10 protein-coding genes are annotated in these 16,225 nt (G+C 30.2%); 4 read left to right on the top strand and 6 right to left on the bottom strand.

Annotated features, from left to right (window positions below; all coding sequences use genetic code 11):
- Window positions 1-8 precede the first annotated feature (8 nt).
- The gene (locus tag WHD07_RS06005; protein WP_343330449.1) at window positions 9-641 is read right to left on the bottom strand and encodes an NAD(P)H-dependent oxidoreductase; all 633 of its coding nucleotides are present in this window, start codon (window positions 639-641) and stop codon (window positions 9-11) included.
- A 111-nt stretch (window positions 642-752) separates the two neighbouring features.
- Between WHD07_RS06005 and WHD07_RS06000 the strand changes: the two genes are divergently transcribed.
- The gene (locus tag WHD07_RS06000; protein WP_343330448.1) at window positions 753-2,024 is read left to right on the top strand and encodes a DUF2851 family protein; all 1,272 of its coding nucleotides are present in this window, start codon (window positions 753-755) and stop codon (window positions 2,022-2,024) included.
- A gap of 3 nt (window positions 2,025-2,027) precedes the next feature.
- On the opposite strand, the gene WHD07_RS05995 is transcribed toward WHD07_RS06000, so the two are convergent.
- The 5 genes from WHD07_RS05995 to uvrA form a co-directional block, all read right to left on the bottom strand.
- Window positions 2,028-4,454, bottom strand: a complete 2,427-nt coding sequence (locus tag WHD07_RS05995) for a zinc-dependent metalloprotease (protein WP_343330447.1) — start codon at window positions 4,452-4,454, stop codon at window positions 2,028-2,030.
- Between the two features lie 143 nt (window positions 4,455-4,597).
- Window positions 4,598-7,051 (bottom strand): alpha-ketoacid dehydrogenase subunit alpha/beta, encoded by a 2,454-nt coding sequence (locus WHD07_RS05990; protein ID WP_343330446.1) that lies wholly within the window; start codon window positions 7,049-7,051, stop codon window positions 4,598-4,600.
- Window positions 7,052-7,207: 156 nt separating this feature from the next.
- A complete protein-coding gene (locus tag WHD07_RS05985) occupies window positions 7,208-9,967 on the bottom strand; it encodes an aminopeptidase (protein ID WP_343330445.1) in 2,760 nt (919 codons plus the stop codon).
- Window positions 9,968-10,159: 192 nt separating this feature from the next.
- Window positions 10,160-10,867, bottom strand: a complete 708-nt coding sequence (locus WHD07_RS05980; RefSeq protein WP_105050506.1) for a TIGR00730 family Rossman fold protein — start codon at window positions 10,865-10,867, stop codon at window positions 10,160-10,162.
- Between the two features lie 99 nt (window positions 10,868-10,966).
- The gene (uvrA, locus tag WHD07_RS05975) at window positions 10,967-13,789 is read right to left on the bottom strand and encodes an excinuclease ABC subunit UvrA (RefSeq protein ID WP_343330444.1); all 2,823 of its coding nucleotides are present in this window, start codon (window positions 13,787-13,789) and stop codon (window positions 10,967-10,969) included.
- Window positions 13,790-13,970: 181 nt separating this feature from the next.
- Here uvrA and WHD07_RS05970 point away from each other — a divergent pair, with 181 nt between their 5' ends.
- The 3 genes from WHD07_RS05970 to WHD07_RS05960 all read left to right on the top strand — a co-directional run bounded on the left by WHD07_RS05970 (window position 13,971) and on the right by WHD07_RS05960 (window position 16,215).
- Window positions 13,971-14,192 carry a PspC family transcriptional regulator gene (locus WHD07_RS05970; RefSeq protein WP_105050508.1) on the top strand — a complete coding sequence of 74 codons (222 nt, stop codon included), beginning with the start codon at window positions 13,971-13,973 and terminating at the stop codon, window positions 14,190-14,192.
- 3 nt (window positions 14,193-14,195) lie between these two features.
- On the top strand, window positions 14,196-15,200 hold the full coding sequence (locus WHD07_RS05965) for a potassium channel family protein (protein WP_105050509.1): 1,005 nt from the start codon (window positions 14,196-14,198) through the stop codon (window positions 15,198-15,200).
- Window positions 15,201-15,315: 115 nt separating this feature from the next.
- A complete protein-coding gene (locus tag WHD07_RS05960; protein ID WP_343330443.1) occupies window positions 15,316-16,215 on the top strand; it encodes an SDR family oxidoreductase in 900 nt (299 codons plus the stop codon).
- Window positions 16,216-16,225: the final 10 nt, after the last annotated feature.

Raw genomic sequence — 16,225 nt, 5'->3', positions numbered from 1 at the left:
GTATAAATTTAGTTTATTTCTATTACAATGTCTTGCGTTTCTTTTCTAACTTTTGTTAAATCTTTCATATAACAATCATCAGCTCTAAAACCTACTGGTAATACCAATACGGATTTTAAATTTTGTGCTTTTAGCTTTAAAACTTCGTCATATTTTTCAGGAATAAAACCTTCCATTGGGCAAGCATCAATTTTTTCTACAGCACAAACAGTCATTAAGTTTCCTAGTGCTATGTATGCTTGGTTTTTATTCCACAAAGTTAATTCTTCTTGTGTTTTTCGTTCAATATCTGCCGTTAAAAAATCTTTAAAAGGTTTTATAATTGCATCTGGTGTATTCCTAATTTTCTTTAACAAACTAAAGTACTTTTCTACTTCGGTATTTGTGTAATTAATAGGAATACAAATTACCAAAACATGAGATGCTTCTAGTATTTGGTTTTGGTTCCAGGAATGAGTTACTAGCTCTTTCTGAATTTCTTTGTTTTTAATTACGATGAGCTTTAAAGGTTGCAAACCGTAAGAAGTAGCGGTTAAGTTAAAGGCTTCCTTTAATGTGTTTATTTGTTTTTCTGAAAGTTGTTTTTCTGAATCAAATTTTTTAACAGCATAACGCCATTTTAAACTATCTATAATATTCATTTATCTTAATTATACTGCAAAAATAAGGCATTCTTTTAGATGAGTTATCTAAAGCGATTATAAATGTTTATAAGTGTATAAATGATTTTTTGTATCTTGAAAACAAAAACTATGAATGAGGATTTTCTTCATTATGTATGGCAATATCAATTATTTTCTATTGATGATTTAAAAACAGCTACTAAAGACGCGTTATCAATTCTTAAAATTGGAATACATAATCATAATTCTGGACCCGATTTTTTAAATACCCAGTTAAAAATAGACAACCAGCTTTGGGTTGGTAATGTAGAAATTCATTTAAAATCGTCTGATTGGTATGTGCATCATCACGAAGTAGATGAAAATTACGATGCTGTTATTTTACATGTTGTTTGGGAAGATGATGCGACAGTTTTTATGAAAAACAACAAACCTTTACCGGTATTGGTTTTAAAAGATTTTGTGTTTAGTAATGCTCTAAATAATTATCGTAATTTATTTTCATCGAAACCACGTTGGATTCCTTGTGAAAAAGAAATCAATACAATTGATAACTTTACGGTTGATAATTGGAAAGAACGCTTGTTTTTTGAAAGATTAGAACGGAAATCAAATGAAATGAATCAACTTTTGGTTGCAAGTAATAATGATTACGAAGTGGTTTTGTTTCAATTATTAGCAAAGAACTTTGGATTAAAAGTAAATGGAGATGCTTTTTTAGATTTGGCTAAATCTTTTGATTTTTCTGTTTTAAGAAAAGTAAGAGATGATGAAAAACAACTTGCCTCTTTATTGTTTGGACAAGCAGGTTTTTTAGAAGATGTTGTAGAAGAGGAATATCATCAAGAATTAAAAAAGGAGTATACATATTTGCAACACAAATATCATTTAAATGCTATTTCTAAGAATCAGTTTTCTTTTTTTAGAATGCGACCACCAAATTTTCCTACCATAAGGATAGCTCAATTAATTTCTTTGTATCATCTGCATGCTAATTTGTTTTCTAAAATGATGCAAACAGAAACATTAAAAGAGTTTTATGATTTATTTGAGGTAAATGTAAATCCGTTTTGGAAAACACATTTTACTTTTGATAAAGTTTCTAAATCATCACCTAAAAAACTAACAAAATCGTTTGTAGATTTATTGTTGATAAATACTATTGTTCCTTTAAAATTTTTATATCAAAAAAATAGAGGAGGAGTAAGTGAAAATGAGTTTTTAGATATTCTTCAAAAAATAAAAACAGAAAAAAATAGTATTATTTCTAAGTTCGATGAAATAGGAGTTAGCGTAAAAAATGCCTATGAGAGTCAGGCTTTGTTAGAGCTTAAAAATAACTATTGCGCAAAGAAACAGTGTTTACAATGCGCAATAGGAATTAAATTAGTAAGAAAATAAAGACTATTTTTTAGGATTTAAAATGTCATTTATTTTGGCATAACAATCTTTATAATGATATTTAGAAATTGTATTTATTGCTCTTTTACTTGCAATATTTACTTGATATTTTAATACTTCTAATTCCCCTCTAACAATAGATGATATATCGTTGTTTTTTGTGGTTTCATCATTTATTAAACTTTCCATTCTAGCTATAAAAACTTTCTGCAGGTTTCTTCTTTGTAAGTCTACATTTTTAGTTGAATTGGTTTCAGAGAAAATACCTTTTCTTAAATCTTTAACCATGTCTGAAGCAGCGTAAAATTCTTTTTGAATTACTTCTGCATCAATCATTCTGTTTAAAGTACGGTAATTTAAGAGTGTACCTAGAGTTCTCTCTTGGTAACGACCTAATTTATCTGTATATCCTGTTTCTTCAATCTTGTTTAAAGTGTTTTTATCTAACAACCAATATTGAGTTGTAAAAACATTTTTTTGCAACCAAGCCATTGCTTCTTTTTGCTTTGCTTTTGTAACGGGTACATAAACGTCTCCAGTTTGCAATGGTTTTTTATTAAACTCATAAACACCACCTATGTTTCCGGTAACATGACCAACGTATCTGCCCCAAACACTTAATAATTCTCCGTATAGTTCATCTAAATCTTCGTAATTATTTGTTTGATTAGAGGTCCAGTTTGGGAGGTTTTTAGCAACAATTTTTAAGTTTTTTACACCATAAGTACTTGCCTTAACCTGGTCGTTTCCAATTCCTTCTGTTTGAGCAGAAGGATCAAAACGCTGTCCGCCAAATCTATAAACAGGGTTGTCTGCTTTGTCTTCAATCCATTTATCTAAAGTCTTTACTTCATCTTCTGATTTTGTTGCATTAGGTATGGCACGATATCCCCAGTTAATAGCATAATGGTCGTAAGGTCCAAGTTGTCTTATAAAACGAATATTTTTATCACCAGGTTGTGCAACATAATTGTAACGCGCATAATCCATTATGGTTGCTGCAATACCATTTTTTTGAGTGAAACTCCCAGAGCGTAAAGAATCTACAGGGTATGCGTAACTTGCAGCCATGTTATGAGGCAAGCCTAAAGCATGCCCTACTTCGTGAGAAATAACCATGCGCATCATTTGTCCAATATCTTCAGCAGGAGTGTCTAATGTTCTTGCAGATGGGTTTGCAGCTCCAGTTTCTAGTAAATATCTATTTCTGTATGAGCGTAGGTGGTTGTGGTACCAAATAATATCACTTTCTAATATTTCTCCAGATCGAGGGTCCGAAACACTTGGTCCGGTTGCGTTTCTTGTTGTGCTAGCCACGTATCTAATAGAAGAATAACGAACATCTTCCATACTAAAATCTGGGTCTTCTTCTTTTGTTGGTGGTAATTTTGCCATAATAGCATTTTTAAAACCTGCTGTTTCAAAAACTTTAGCCCAATCATCAACACCTTGTTTGATGTATTTTCTTAGCTTTTCTGGAGTTGCAGGGTCTAAATAATATACAATTGGTTTTATAGGTTCTACCAATTCTCCACGATTATATGCTTCCGTATCTTTAGGTTCTAGCCTCCATTTTTTAATATATCTTTTTTCATCTGCTTTTAAAGCTTCTGAACTGTAGTCTACGTTTCCGATAGAGAAATAACCAACCCTTTTATCATAGATTCTTGGCATCATTGGTTTTTCTGGTAATAAAATCATAGATTGATTGATGCGCATTGTAATAGTATTTGTGCTTGCATTACTTGGTGGTTCGTCGGCATCAAAAGTAAAGTTTTGTACAACTTCTATGTTTTTAGGAAAACTTCTTATAGAGCTTATAAAACTCCTAGAATCATCTAATCTTTTTATTTTGTATGTTTTTCTGAATCTAGATGGTAATCCAGAAATTGCTTTTACATCAGAAGAAAAGAATTTTGTTACATCTACTAAAACAGTAGTAGAATCTGTGTTTTGTGCTTTAATATCAAAAGAATAAATAATAGGTTCTAAATTGTTAGATTTTACCGATTTATAAATTGGTAGAGAATCATTTGCAACGGCATCATAAGATTTTATTTTTAATAAAACTTTGTCTTTGTAGTGTTCCCAAACGACTACTTGTGTGTTAATTTTAGAACCGGCATTTACATAGCCACCACCTAAACCTGCAGGAATGTCTTTTAATCTGGTTACTAATAGCATTTCTTTACCTAAGTAAGATTTTGGAATTTCATAAATAAATTTTTCTTTATTGATATGAATTTTAAAAAGTCCGTCATCTGTTTTTGTGTCTTTATTTACAAAGTCAGAATATTTAGGCGTTTTACTTTTTGGGGATACTTTTGAGGTTTGATCTGTTTTTTTGTCTTTTGATTTCTTTCTTTGAGCTTCTACAGTTGTAGTTATTGAAAGGAATAAAATAAAGTAAAATAGTAAGTTTTTTTTCATAAAGAGTTTGATAAAAGGATTAAGAAGCGAAATTAGTTAAATAGCTTTTTGTATTTTCTTAAGGTTATCTTATAGTTCTGTTAAAAAAAAGTGCTCAAAATTGATGAATTTTGAGCACTGGTATTTTATTTTAAGATTAGAATTTAATATAAACTCTTATATTTATTTGGATTTGATTCGTGCATAATCTCATAAATTTTTTCAAAAATATCTTCTGCAGATGGTTTAGAAAAGTAATCTCCGTCTGTACCATAAGCAGGTCTATGTGCCTTAGATGTTAATGTAGATGGTTTGCTGTCTAAGTGTATGTATGCATTTTGTTTTTCTAAAATATTTTGCAAAATGTATGCAGAAGCTCCTCCCGGAACATCTTCATCTACTACTAATAATTTATTTGTTTTTGCAACACTTTTTACACAGTCATTATTTAAATCGAAAGGTAGTAAGCTTTGTGCGTCTATAATTTCGATATCAATGTCTACTTGTTGTAATTCTTTTGCGGCTTCCTCAACAATTCTTAGGGTAGAGCCATAAGAAACTACAGTAATATCTGTCCCTCCTTTAACAGTTTCTACAACGCCAATTGGTGTTTTGTATTCTCCTAAATTTATAGGTAATTCTTCTTTTAAGCGATACCCGTTTAAGCACTCTATCACTAATGCAGGTTCATCTCCTTCTAGTAAAGTGTTGTAAAAACCAGCTGCTTTGGTCATGTTTCTAGGTACTAAAACATGAATTCCTCTAACGTTATTTATAATTCCTCCCATAGGAGAGCCAGCGTGCCAAATACCTTCTAATCTATGGCCACGTGTTCTAATAATTAAAGGTGCTTTTTGTTTACCAAAAGATCTATAATGCAGTGTTGCTAAATCATCACTCATAATTTGTAACGCGTAAAGCAAATAGTCTAAATATTGTATTTCTGCAATAGGTCTTAACCCACGCATTGCTAGTCCGATACCTTGACCAATAATAGTTGCTTCTCTAATACCTGTATCTGCAACTCTTATTTCTCCATATTTTTCTTGAAGACCTTCTAAACCTTGATTTACGTCTCCAATAAAACCAGCATCTTCACCAAAAATTACTACTTCAGGATGCTTTTTTAGGATGGCATCAAAATTATCTCTCATAATAATTCTAGCATCAACTAACGTTTTGTTTTTAGCGTAAATTGGGCTTTTTTCGGAAACAGCTACAGCGTTAAAATCAGATTCGCTGTTTAAGTGTGTAGAAAATTTTTCTGTAGCAGCTTCAATTGAATTTTTTATAAAATTTTGAAGTAATATTTTTTCAGCAAAACTTTCATCTTTTATGTAACGAAGCGTTTTTCTTGCGGCAGATAAAATGTCTTTTCTACTTGGTTCTACAATAGCTATTAAATCATTTTTATACTTATTAATAAAACTGCTATTTTTACTTTTACTAGCTACTTTTTCTAATAATTGGCAAGCAGTATTTACTTCTGATTTTATTTCGTTAATAAAAGCGTTCCAAGCATTTCTTTTAGCGCTTACAACTTCTTTTTTTGCTTCTTTTTCTAAGATGATAATTTCTTCTTCCGATTCTACAAAACGTAAAATTTCTCCATCTTCCGTTTCTAGTTCAAAATCTAAAATCCAGTTTCGCATTTTAGTAATGCAATCGTGTTCTTTTTCCCAATTTAATCGGTCTTTACTTTTATATCTTTCATGAGATCCAGAAGTAGAGTGTCCTTGTGGTTGCGTTAATTCTTTTACGTGTACTAAAACCGGTACGTGTTCTTCTCTTGCAATTTTTGCAGCTTTGTTGTAAATGTCTACTAGTTGAACATAGTCCCAACCGTTTACAACAAAAATTTCATATCCATTTTTTTTATGATCTCTTTCAAAACCTTTTAACACTTCAGAGATGCTTTCTTTGGTTGTTTGATGTTTGGCGTGTACAGAAATTCCGTATTCATCATCCCAAACACTCATTAACATAGGTACTTGTAAAACTCCAGCAGCATTTATCGTTTCAAAAAATAAACCTTCACTAGTACTTGCATTTCCAATAGTTCCCCAGGCAACTTCATTTCCGTTGATAGAAAAATTAGATTTATGTTGTACACTTTTTTCGGTTCGGTATATTTTAGAGGCTTGTGCTAAACCTAATAAACGTGGCATTTGACCAGCGGTAGGAGAGATGTCTGCACTGGAATTGTATTGTTTTGTTAAATCTTTCCAGCTGCCATCTTCATGCAAACTATGTGTAGCAAAATGACCACCCATTTGTCTTCCGGCAGACATCGGGTCTGCTTTAATATCTGTATGTGCATACAAACCTGCAAAAAACTGTTGTGCAGTTAGCTCACCAATAGCCATCATAAAAGTTTGATCTCTGTAATAACCAGATCTAAAATCGCCTAGTTTAAAAGCTTTAGCCATTGCTAATTGTGGTACCTCTTTACCATCACCAAAAATACCAAACTTTGCCTTTCCTGTTAAAACCTCTCTACGGCCTAATAAACTACATTCTCTACTAATTTTAGCTATTCTGTAGTCGTTTAAAACTTCTGTTTTAAAGTCCTCAAAAGAAAGTTTTTGTTTATTCTCTATATGTGTATCTTGCAGCATTTATGTGAGATTTTTAAAGTACTACAAAGATAGTTTTTTTAGTTGATATCTAAAAATTTAATAATTTATAGAGAATTGTGTAATAATTATTAAATTTTAGATGGTTTTATTAATAATTATTCAATAAAAAACGAAACTCTGCGAATTGTTGTCAATTTATAAAAAACCACGTTTAAAAAAGTTGTAAATAGATTTGATATCTGCTGATAAAGAAAACCTAATTTTTTGTGGATAAGCGGCTTTAGATACCTCCCAACCATTGTTAGAATAAAAAGGAAAGTAGATTTCGAAGATCTCATGTACAAAGTTAAAACGAACTCCGTTTTCGTAAGCAAAATACAGTGGTTGTTTTTTATTTTTTAAGAAAGCAACATCGTTATAAATTTCTAACCAACGCCATATACCAATGCTAGAGTTGTTAGAAACCATAAACTGATTTGCAAACCTTGTTGGAAGTACAGATTTAAAACCTCCTTCGGTAATAATGTATTGTTGGCTAAAAAAACCAGAGCTTTCAGATCGACCTAAATAGTTTAATTGAAATAGATAATCATTACTTCTGTCTAAACCAAAACTAAAATAATTTCCCTCGGTTTTATTGTTGAAAAAAACACCTGCAAAAAGTCTAAAATCTAATTGAGTGTCTGTTGATGTTAAGGTTCTAAATCTTAGATCTAATGCTGCTTTAGAAAAGTTTTTAGCAAATTCGGTACTAAAACTATATCTAAATTCTTTAATAATGTCTGGGTTAGAGTAATTGTAACTTAGGCTTAAAACACTATAACTATCTTGGTCTGTTTTTGTGGCATCTGGAGCAATTTCTTTTTCGATATGAATTAATTTTGCTCTAAGAGATTCTGAGGTTGCATCTCTTAGGGTTTTTCTTTTAAAAAAAATGTTTACATAAGGTATAAGAGAGTTGTAAGATAAGTTTGGTGCGTAATCCGAGGTGCCACCGGCAAAGCCGTAAGAAACTTTATAGATTTTTGTTTTTTCAAAAAACTGATTATACAATAAAGAAAAACTTCCGATAACGGTATTACTTTTTGTAGCGTAATAAGGAGCAACTTTAAATTCAAAGTTTCTTTTTATGAGTGGTTTGTTGTGTAGTTTTACGCCAAGAATTAAACCGTTGTAAAAATTATAGTTTGCATCTGGTTGATAAAAAATTTGATTGTAGTCTGGACTGCTTATATCTTTTAGAAATGAAACTTTAACAGGTTTGTTAAAAATCTTTTTGTCAATTGTTTTCCAGTTATTTAACGTATTTAATTCTGGATATAAGTTTTCGTAATTTAAAACAAAGGTGTCATAATTACCTTTTTTAAACTTTACAGTTTTAGAACTATCTATGTCAGAAATCCATTTTTTAATTTTAATGTCTTTGCCTTTTAGTGCATAAATAGCCAATGGTGTAGTTATATTTCTTTTGTTTTTTATGGTAACAGAAATACTGTCTTCTTCAATGTTGATGTCTTCTATTTTATGGTCTATCTTTTTATTTGTTTTTACAAAATCATTAAAAAACCAATCTAAATTTTTAGTTGTTTTAGAAGAGAGTAATTGATTAAATGTGTTACTTGAAATAATTTTTAATTGATTTTTTTGATAGAATTCCTGAATTGTTTGGTTTAGAATACTATCACCTAAATACCCTTTTAAGAAACGAAAACCTAAACCAGCTTTGTATTTGCTAACAATTCGTCTATTAAAGTTAGAAAGAGAATCTGCAGAGGTGTTTAATGCTTGATCTAAAAATTTACGTGCTGTAAATTGATATACAAAAGGGTATTTATCATTAAAATTTAATTTAGAAACATTAAATCGTTTTAAAAACCAAGAATCAGAGGCGTTGCCTAAAAGTTTAATTTCTGGATAAAATTGTTCTACATATTCTATCATTAAATAGTTTTGTATTCCATCGATTAACCAATAATCTTTTCTTTTATTTAAAAGGAGTGTGTTTTCTATGTATCTTTTTGTTAGCGCTTTAAACATGGTCATGTCCCATTTAAAAGTATCAGAAAATGGGCGTAAAAAATTTGGTAACTGATTTAAACCATAGATTCTATTTTTACTTTGGGTAGCTTTATCAATATAAATTTCTTTATGTGGGTATTTTCCTAAATATTTTTGAATAAAAAGTAACTCTCTATTTAAGATGCTTGTTGTTAAATTGTAATCTAATTCTTTTGAAAAAACATCTGTATGTATGGTAACAGATTTTGTTTTGTAGGTTTTTAGTTGTTTGGTTTTGTTAATGCCAAGAATTACATCTGTTTTATTTTTTCCAACTAAATAGTAATTATTAATGTTTTCTTTTGCAATTTTATATTGATACAAATTAGATTCTACAACAAAATCTTTTGGTACATCTATTTCGATTTTAAAATCAGTGCCTTTTTCATATAAATCATCTAAGTTTAGATTGCTCATAAGTTGCCAACCCTTATCGTAAATAGCGGGTGTTAGGTACCAGTTTCTAAGTTGATAACCTGTTTTTGTTTTGCCGTATTTAGTAAAACGATCGCTTGGTATTTTTACAATATAGGTAGCAGATATTGTAATTTTTGAATTTGGGTATAAAGGTCTGTCTAAATCTATTTCTATAATGTCTGATTGTTTATCTACCTCTTTAAAATAAACGTTCTCAAAATCTACAGAAATGCTTTTTATTGTTGATGAACCAAGTTCTTTTTCTTTTGCAAAGTATAAATCTTTTCTAAAGTCTTTTATAAACCTTTTAGATAAAGGTGTTTTTCTATCTCTGTAGCTATTTGACCAATTATGAAGATAAATACTAGTTAAAATTGAGTCTGAGGTATTGTAAAAAACAATTTCTTGTTGAATTTTTAATTCGTCTTTTTCTACATCTAGTTTAGATTTTATGTTGATTGAATTCTGTTGAGAAAACAAAAAAGGAGATGCTAGAAAGCAAAGAAGTAGTATGTAGTAACTTTTTTTCAATTAAATCTTAATGATTATTTAGTGTTTTTCTTGCTGTTGTATTTGTAATTAAGATTTTTAAAAAAACAAAAAAATGTATTTTGTCTATTCTATCTTTTTGAATAGGCAAAATACATTAAAAATATAGGTTTTTCTAATTTCTTAGAAATTTGGTTTAAATTGGTATTTGTCGTAGAAGTTATCTAAGTGTTCTATTGCTTCTTCTGCAGTATCTACAAGTCTAAATAAGTTTAAGTCCTTTTCACTAATGTTTCCTTCTTCTAAAAGTGTGTTTTTTATCCAATCGAATAAACCACCCCAGAATTTTTTATCAACTAAAATAATTGGAAAACGACCTATTTTATGCGTTTGAATTAAAGTAATTGCTTCAAAAAGTTCATCCATAGTACCAAAACCACCTGGCATTACAACAAAACCTTGAGAGTATTTTACAAACATTACTTTACGTACAAAAAAGTAGTCAAAATCTAAACTTTTTCCTGGGTCAATCCAAGGGTTGTCATGTTGTTCAAAAGGGAGTTCTATGTTTAACCCAACAGAACTTCCTTTTCCTCTATGAGCTCCTTTGTTTCCTGCTTCCATAATTCCTGGTCCACCACCAGTTATTACACCGTAGCCATGTTGTGTAAGCTGGAATGCAATTTCTTCTGCTAAAATGTAATGTGGGTTATCTGGTTTTGTTCTTGCAGACCCAAAAATAGATACAGAAGGGCCAACTTTACTTAGTTTTTCATACCCATCTACAAATTCTGCCATTATTTTAAAAATAGCCCAAGAATCGTTTGTTTTTATTTCATTCCAAGTTTTTGGTTTTAATTTTTCTTTTATTTTTCTATCATCACTTGTCATATATCTGTAATTTTTTATTTTTATTTAATTGCTTGTAAAAAAGAAAGCTTGCTAAAATACTTCTTTTTCTACATTTCGAATGCTTGCAATGTGATAATTTTAACTTAATTCTTTTTTTAAAAACTTAGCGGTATAACTTGTTTTATGTTGTGCAACTTCTTCTGGAGTTCCTGTACATAAAATTTTACCACCTTTTTTACCGCCTTCCATACCAACATCAATAATATAATCGGCTAATTTTACAACATCTAAATTATGCTCAATAATTAATACTGTATTTCCTTTGTCTGCTAGTTTATTTAGTACATCCATTAAAACTCTAATGTCTTCAAAATGAAGTCCGGTGGTAGGTTCATCTAAAATGTAAAAGGTATTACCGGTATCTCTTTTAGATAATTCTGATGCTAATTTTATACGTTGAGCTTCACCACCCGAAAGTGTAGTAGATTGTTGTCCAAGTGTTATGTAGCCTAAACCAACATCTTTTATTGTTTTTAACTTTCGGTGAATTTTAGGAATATTCTCAAAGAAATTCGTGGCATCTTCAATAGTCATATCTAAAATATCAGAAATTGATTTCCCTTTGTAACGAATCTCTAAAGTTTCTCTATTAAAGCGTTTTCCTTGGCAGGTTTCGCATTCTACTTGTACATCAGGTAAAAAGTTCATTTCTATAACTCGTACTCCACCACCTTGGCAAGTCTCGCAACGACCTCCTTTTACATTAAAAGAAAATCGACCAGGTTTGTATCCACGAATTGCAGCTTCTGGAGTTTTTGCAAATAAGCTTCTAATTTCACCAAAAGTACCTGTGTAAGTTGCTGGGTTGGAACGAGGGGTTCTTCCAATGGGAGATTGATCAATATCAATTACCTTATCTACATGCTCTAAACCTTCAATTTTTTTATAAGGCATTGGTTTTTTTACACCTCTATATATATGTGCGTTTAATATTGGGTAAAGAGTTTCGTTTATTAAGGTAGATTTTCCACTGCCCGAAACTCCGGTAACACAAATCATTTTTCCGAGAGGAAATTCTACAGAAACATTTTTTAAATTATTTCCGGTGGCTCCTTTTAGTTTGATAAATTTTCCATTTCCTTTTCTACGGGTTTTAAGAACCGCAATTTCTTTTCTTCCGGTTAGGTAGTCTGCAGTTAAAGTGTTTTGTTTTTTTAGATCTTCAAAAGTTCCAGCACTTACTATTTCTCCTCCATGTCTACCAGCTCCAGGACCGATATCAAAAACAAAATCGGCATGCTCCATCATGTCCTTGTCGTGTTCTACAACTAAAACAGAATTTCCAATATCTCTTAATTTAACTAAAGAATCAATTAATTTTTGATTGTCTCGTTGATGTAATCCAATACTTGGTTCATCTAAAATATAAAGTACACCAACTAATTGCGATCCAATTTGAGTTGCCAAACGAATTCTTTGTGCTTCTCCACCAGAAAGTGATTTTGATGTTCTGTCTAATGTTAAATAATCTAAACCGACATCTAATAAAAACTGAATTCGAGTTCTAATCTCTTTTAAGATTTCAGCGGCAATTATGAGTTGCTTTTTTGATAACTCTTTTTCTATATTTTTAAACCATTTAGCCAATTCAGAAGCATCCATTTGGGCTAAATCACTAATGTTTTTATCTGTAATTTTAAAATGAAGAGCTTCTTTTTTTAATCTTTTGCCACCGCAAGTAGTACAAGAAACTTCATCCATAAAACCTTTTGCCCAACGTTTTATGGTTGTGCTTTCTGCATTGGCATATTGATTTTCTATAAAAGAAATAATTCCTTCAAAATCAATTTTATAATTTCTTGTAACGCCAACGGTTTTAGATTCAATTTCAAAAGATTCATTTCCGCCATTTAGAATAATATCTAAAGCTTCTTTAGGAATGTTTTTTATAGGGTCTGTTAATTTGAATTTATAGCGTTCTGCAATATTTTCTAACTGTTTAAAAATCCAGCTATTTTTTTGTTCTCCTAACGGGATAATTCCTCCGTTTTGTATGGAAATAGTGGTGTCTGGAATTACTTTTTCTAGGTTAATAACATTAGTAATTCCTAGGCCATTACATTTATTGCAAGCGCCTTTTGGAGAGTTAAAAGAAAAGGTATTTGGTTCTGGATTCGGATAGGCTATTCCGGTTGTAGGACACATTAATTCTCTACTAAAATAACGAGGTTCATTGTCATCAATATCAATAACCATCATAATGTTGTTTCCAGAATACAATGCTGTTTTTATAGTTTCTTCTAAACGTTTTTCTGCAGATTCATTAATAAGAAGCCTATCTATTACAACTTCAATATCATGCGTTTTATACCTGTCTAAACGCATTCCTTTTTCAATCTCTTTTATTTCTCCATCTACACGAACACGTAAAAAACCTTGTTTAGAAATTTGTTCAAAAAGTTCGCGATAATGCCCTTTTCTAGATTTAATTAAGGGGGCTAAAATGGCTGTTTTTTTATCAGCAAAATCAGATAAAATAAGCTGTTTTATTTGCTCATCAGAATAACTTACCATTTTTTCTCCTGTATTATAAGAGTAAGCATCAGCAGCTCTTGCAAATAATAATCTTAAAAAATCATAAATTTCTGTTATTGTACCTACTGTAGATCGAGGGCTTTTATTAGTTGTTTTCTGTTCTATAGAAATTACAGGCGAAAGGCCATCAATTTTATCAACATCAGGTCGCTCTAGTCCACCTAAAAACTGACGCGCATAGGCAGAAAAAGTTTCAATATAACGTCTTTGTCCTTCTGCATAAATGGTGTCAAAAGCTAAAGAAGATTTTCCGCTTCCGCTTAAACCAGTGATTACAACTAGTTTTTCGCGAGGAATTTTTACATCAATATTTTTTAAGTTATGAGCTCTAGCTCCGTACACTTCTATATATTCTTGGTCTTTCAAATGAGATGTTTTTTTTTGGAAAAAAGCAAAGTTAAAGAAACCAATTTTAATTTAAGGACGATTGTATAATGCTTTTAGTATTAAACTTTTTATAAAAATAAGGTTTCCTTAAAAGTGAGAATTAAAAAATGTTGTTATCAAACCATAAAATAGTATCTTGCATCTAATTATTACAATATAAATGATAGATAATATTAGACATTTTTTTGAGAGAAATGGGTTTCATGTTTCTTCGAGATTAGCTGATAGAATAGGAATGAGGGCTTTAAATGTGCGTTTGTTTTTTATTTATGTTACTTTTTTTACAGTAGGCCTGTCTTTTGGATTTTATTTAACATTGGCTTTTTTATTAAAATTAAAAGATATGGTGTATACCAAAAGAAGTTCTGTTTTTGACTTATAATATATGAAGATAAATGTATTAGAATCTAAAATAAATAAAACGTTATTATTAGTTGTTACTATTTTATCGATTGGTACAATAGGGTATATGGGGCTTTCTCATTATTCTTTTATAGATGCCTTGTATATGACCGTAATTACGGTAACCACCGTTGGTTTTGGTGAGTTAAGACCTTTTTCTCCAGAAGAAAAAGTTTTTACAATTTTTTTAATTTTAACCAGTATTACTGTTTTTGGGTATGCAATTTCGGCCTTCTCAGAGTATTTAGTTAGCGGTAAATTATTTGAACATTTTAAGCACAAAAAAGTGGAGAAAAAAATAGCCAATTTAAAAGGACATACCATTGTTTGCGGATATGGAAGAAATGGGAAGCAAGCAATTTTAAAATTAAAAAATTATAACAAAGACTTTGTTGTTGTTGAGAAAAATAAGGAAAGAACAGAAATTTTAGATGCAGCAGAGGTTTTAAATATTAATGGAGATGCTACTTTAGATGAAACCTTATTAAAGGCAGGTATAGAAAGTGCAGCTTTTTTAATTACTGCACTACCATCTGATGCTAATAATTTATTTGTGGTTTTAACAGCAAGTCAATTAAATAAAGACTGTAAGGTGATAAGTAGAGCTTCTAATGAGTCTTCTTATAGTAAATTAAAAATAGCTGGTGCAAGTAATGTAATTATGCCAGATAAGTTAGGAGGAGATCATATGGCTTCTTTGGTAACTACACCAGATGTTATAGAGTTTGTAGATAGGTTAACAATAGAAGGAGAAACAACAGCAAATTTAGAGGAAGTAGCGGTAGATGATTTGCCAAAAAAATATATTAATAAAACACTCTTGCATTTAGATTTAAGAAGGCAAACAGGCTGTACCGTTATTGGTTTTATTGGACCTAATAAAGAATATATTATAAATCCTGAAGCAGATTGTAAATTAATTGAAGGATCACATTTAATAGTTTTAGGTAGGCCAAAGCAAATTATAAAATTAAGAGAATTATTTTAAGATTACAAAAACCAATGTGGCAAGCATTGGCTTTTTTATGCAATGATATTTTTGATAAAATATATGTTTAGAATCAACAGTATTATAAAATATAAAACAAAGAATCTATTTATTTATGAATAAAGTAGTGATTACAGGGAGTAACGGATTGTTAGGTCAGTCTTTATTAAGTTTATTACTTAAAGAAAAAGAAACGTATCAAGTTTTTGGTTTTTCTAGAGGAGAAAATAGAAGTGGTAGAACTGATTTTTCTTATGTTTCTATAGATATCACAGAAGAAGATCAACTTAAAAAAGCATTGCTAGAGATTCAGCCAGATTTTATTATTAATACGGCAGCAATGACGCAGGTTGATGATTGTGAAAACCAAAAAGAGGCTTGTGATTTATTAAATATAACTGTAGTTAAATGGTTGTCTGAAGTTTCAGAGAAATTAAATGCTCATTTAATTCATATTTCTACAGATTTTATTTTTGATGGAATAAAAGGGAATTATAAAGAAACAGATACACCAAACCCTTTAAGTTATTATGGATTATCAAAATTGAAATCAGAAGAACTTTTATTAAAAACAAAAATAGATTATACCGTTTTAAGAACCATTTTGGTATACGGAAAAGTTTTTGATATGAGTAGAAGTAATATTGTACTTTGGGTAAAAAGTATGTTAGAACAAGGTAAGGAAATTACTATTGTAGACGATCAATTTAGAACACCAACTTATGTAGATGACTTAGCTTTAGCGTGTAAATTGTCTATGGATAAAAAGGCAACCGGTATTTTTAACATCTCATCAAACCAATTATTAAGTGTTTATGAGATAGCGCAAGAAATTGCAGATACTTTTAAACTAGATAAAAATTTAATAAAACCAATATCAACATCTACCTTAAATCAAACTGCTCCAAGACCTGCAAAAACAGGTTTCGATTTATCAAAAACAAATAAAGTATTAGAGTTTTATCCGAAATCTTTTAAAGAAGATTTACGGAAATTTAAGGATATCATAATGTAAAAATCACATT

This window comes from Polaribacter staleyi, assembly GCF_038024045.1.
GTDB classification, from domain to species: domain Bacteria; phylum Bacteroidota; class Bacteroidia; order Flavobacteriales; family Flavobacteriaceae; genus Polaribacter; species Polaribacter butkevichii.
Note: the sequence above shows the minus strand (reverse complement) of the source record. Positions and strands in the feature narration are given on the sequence as shown.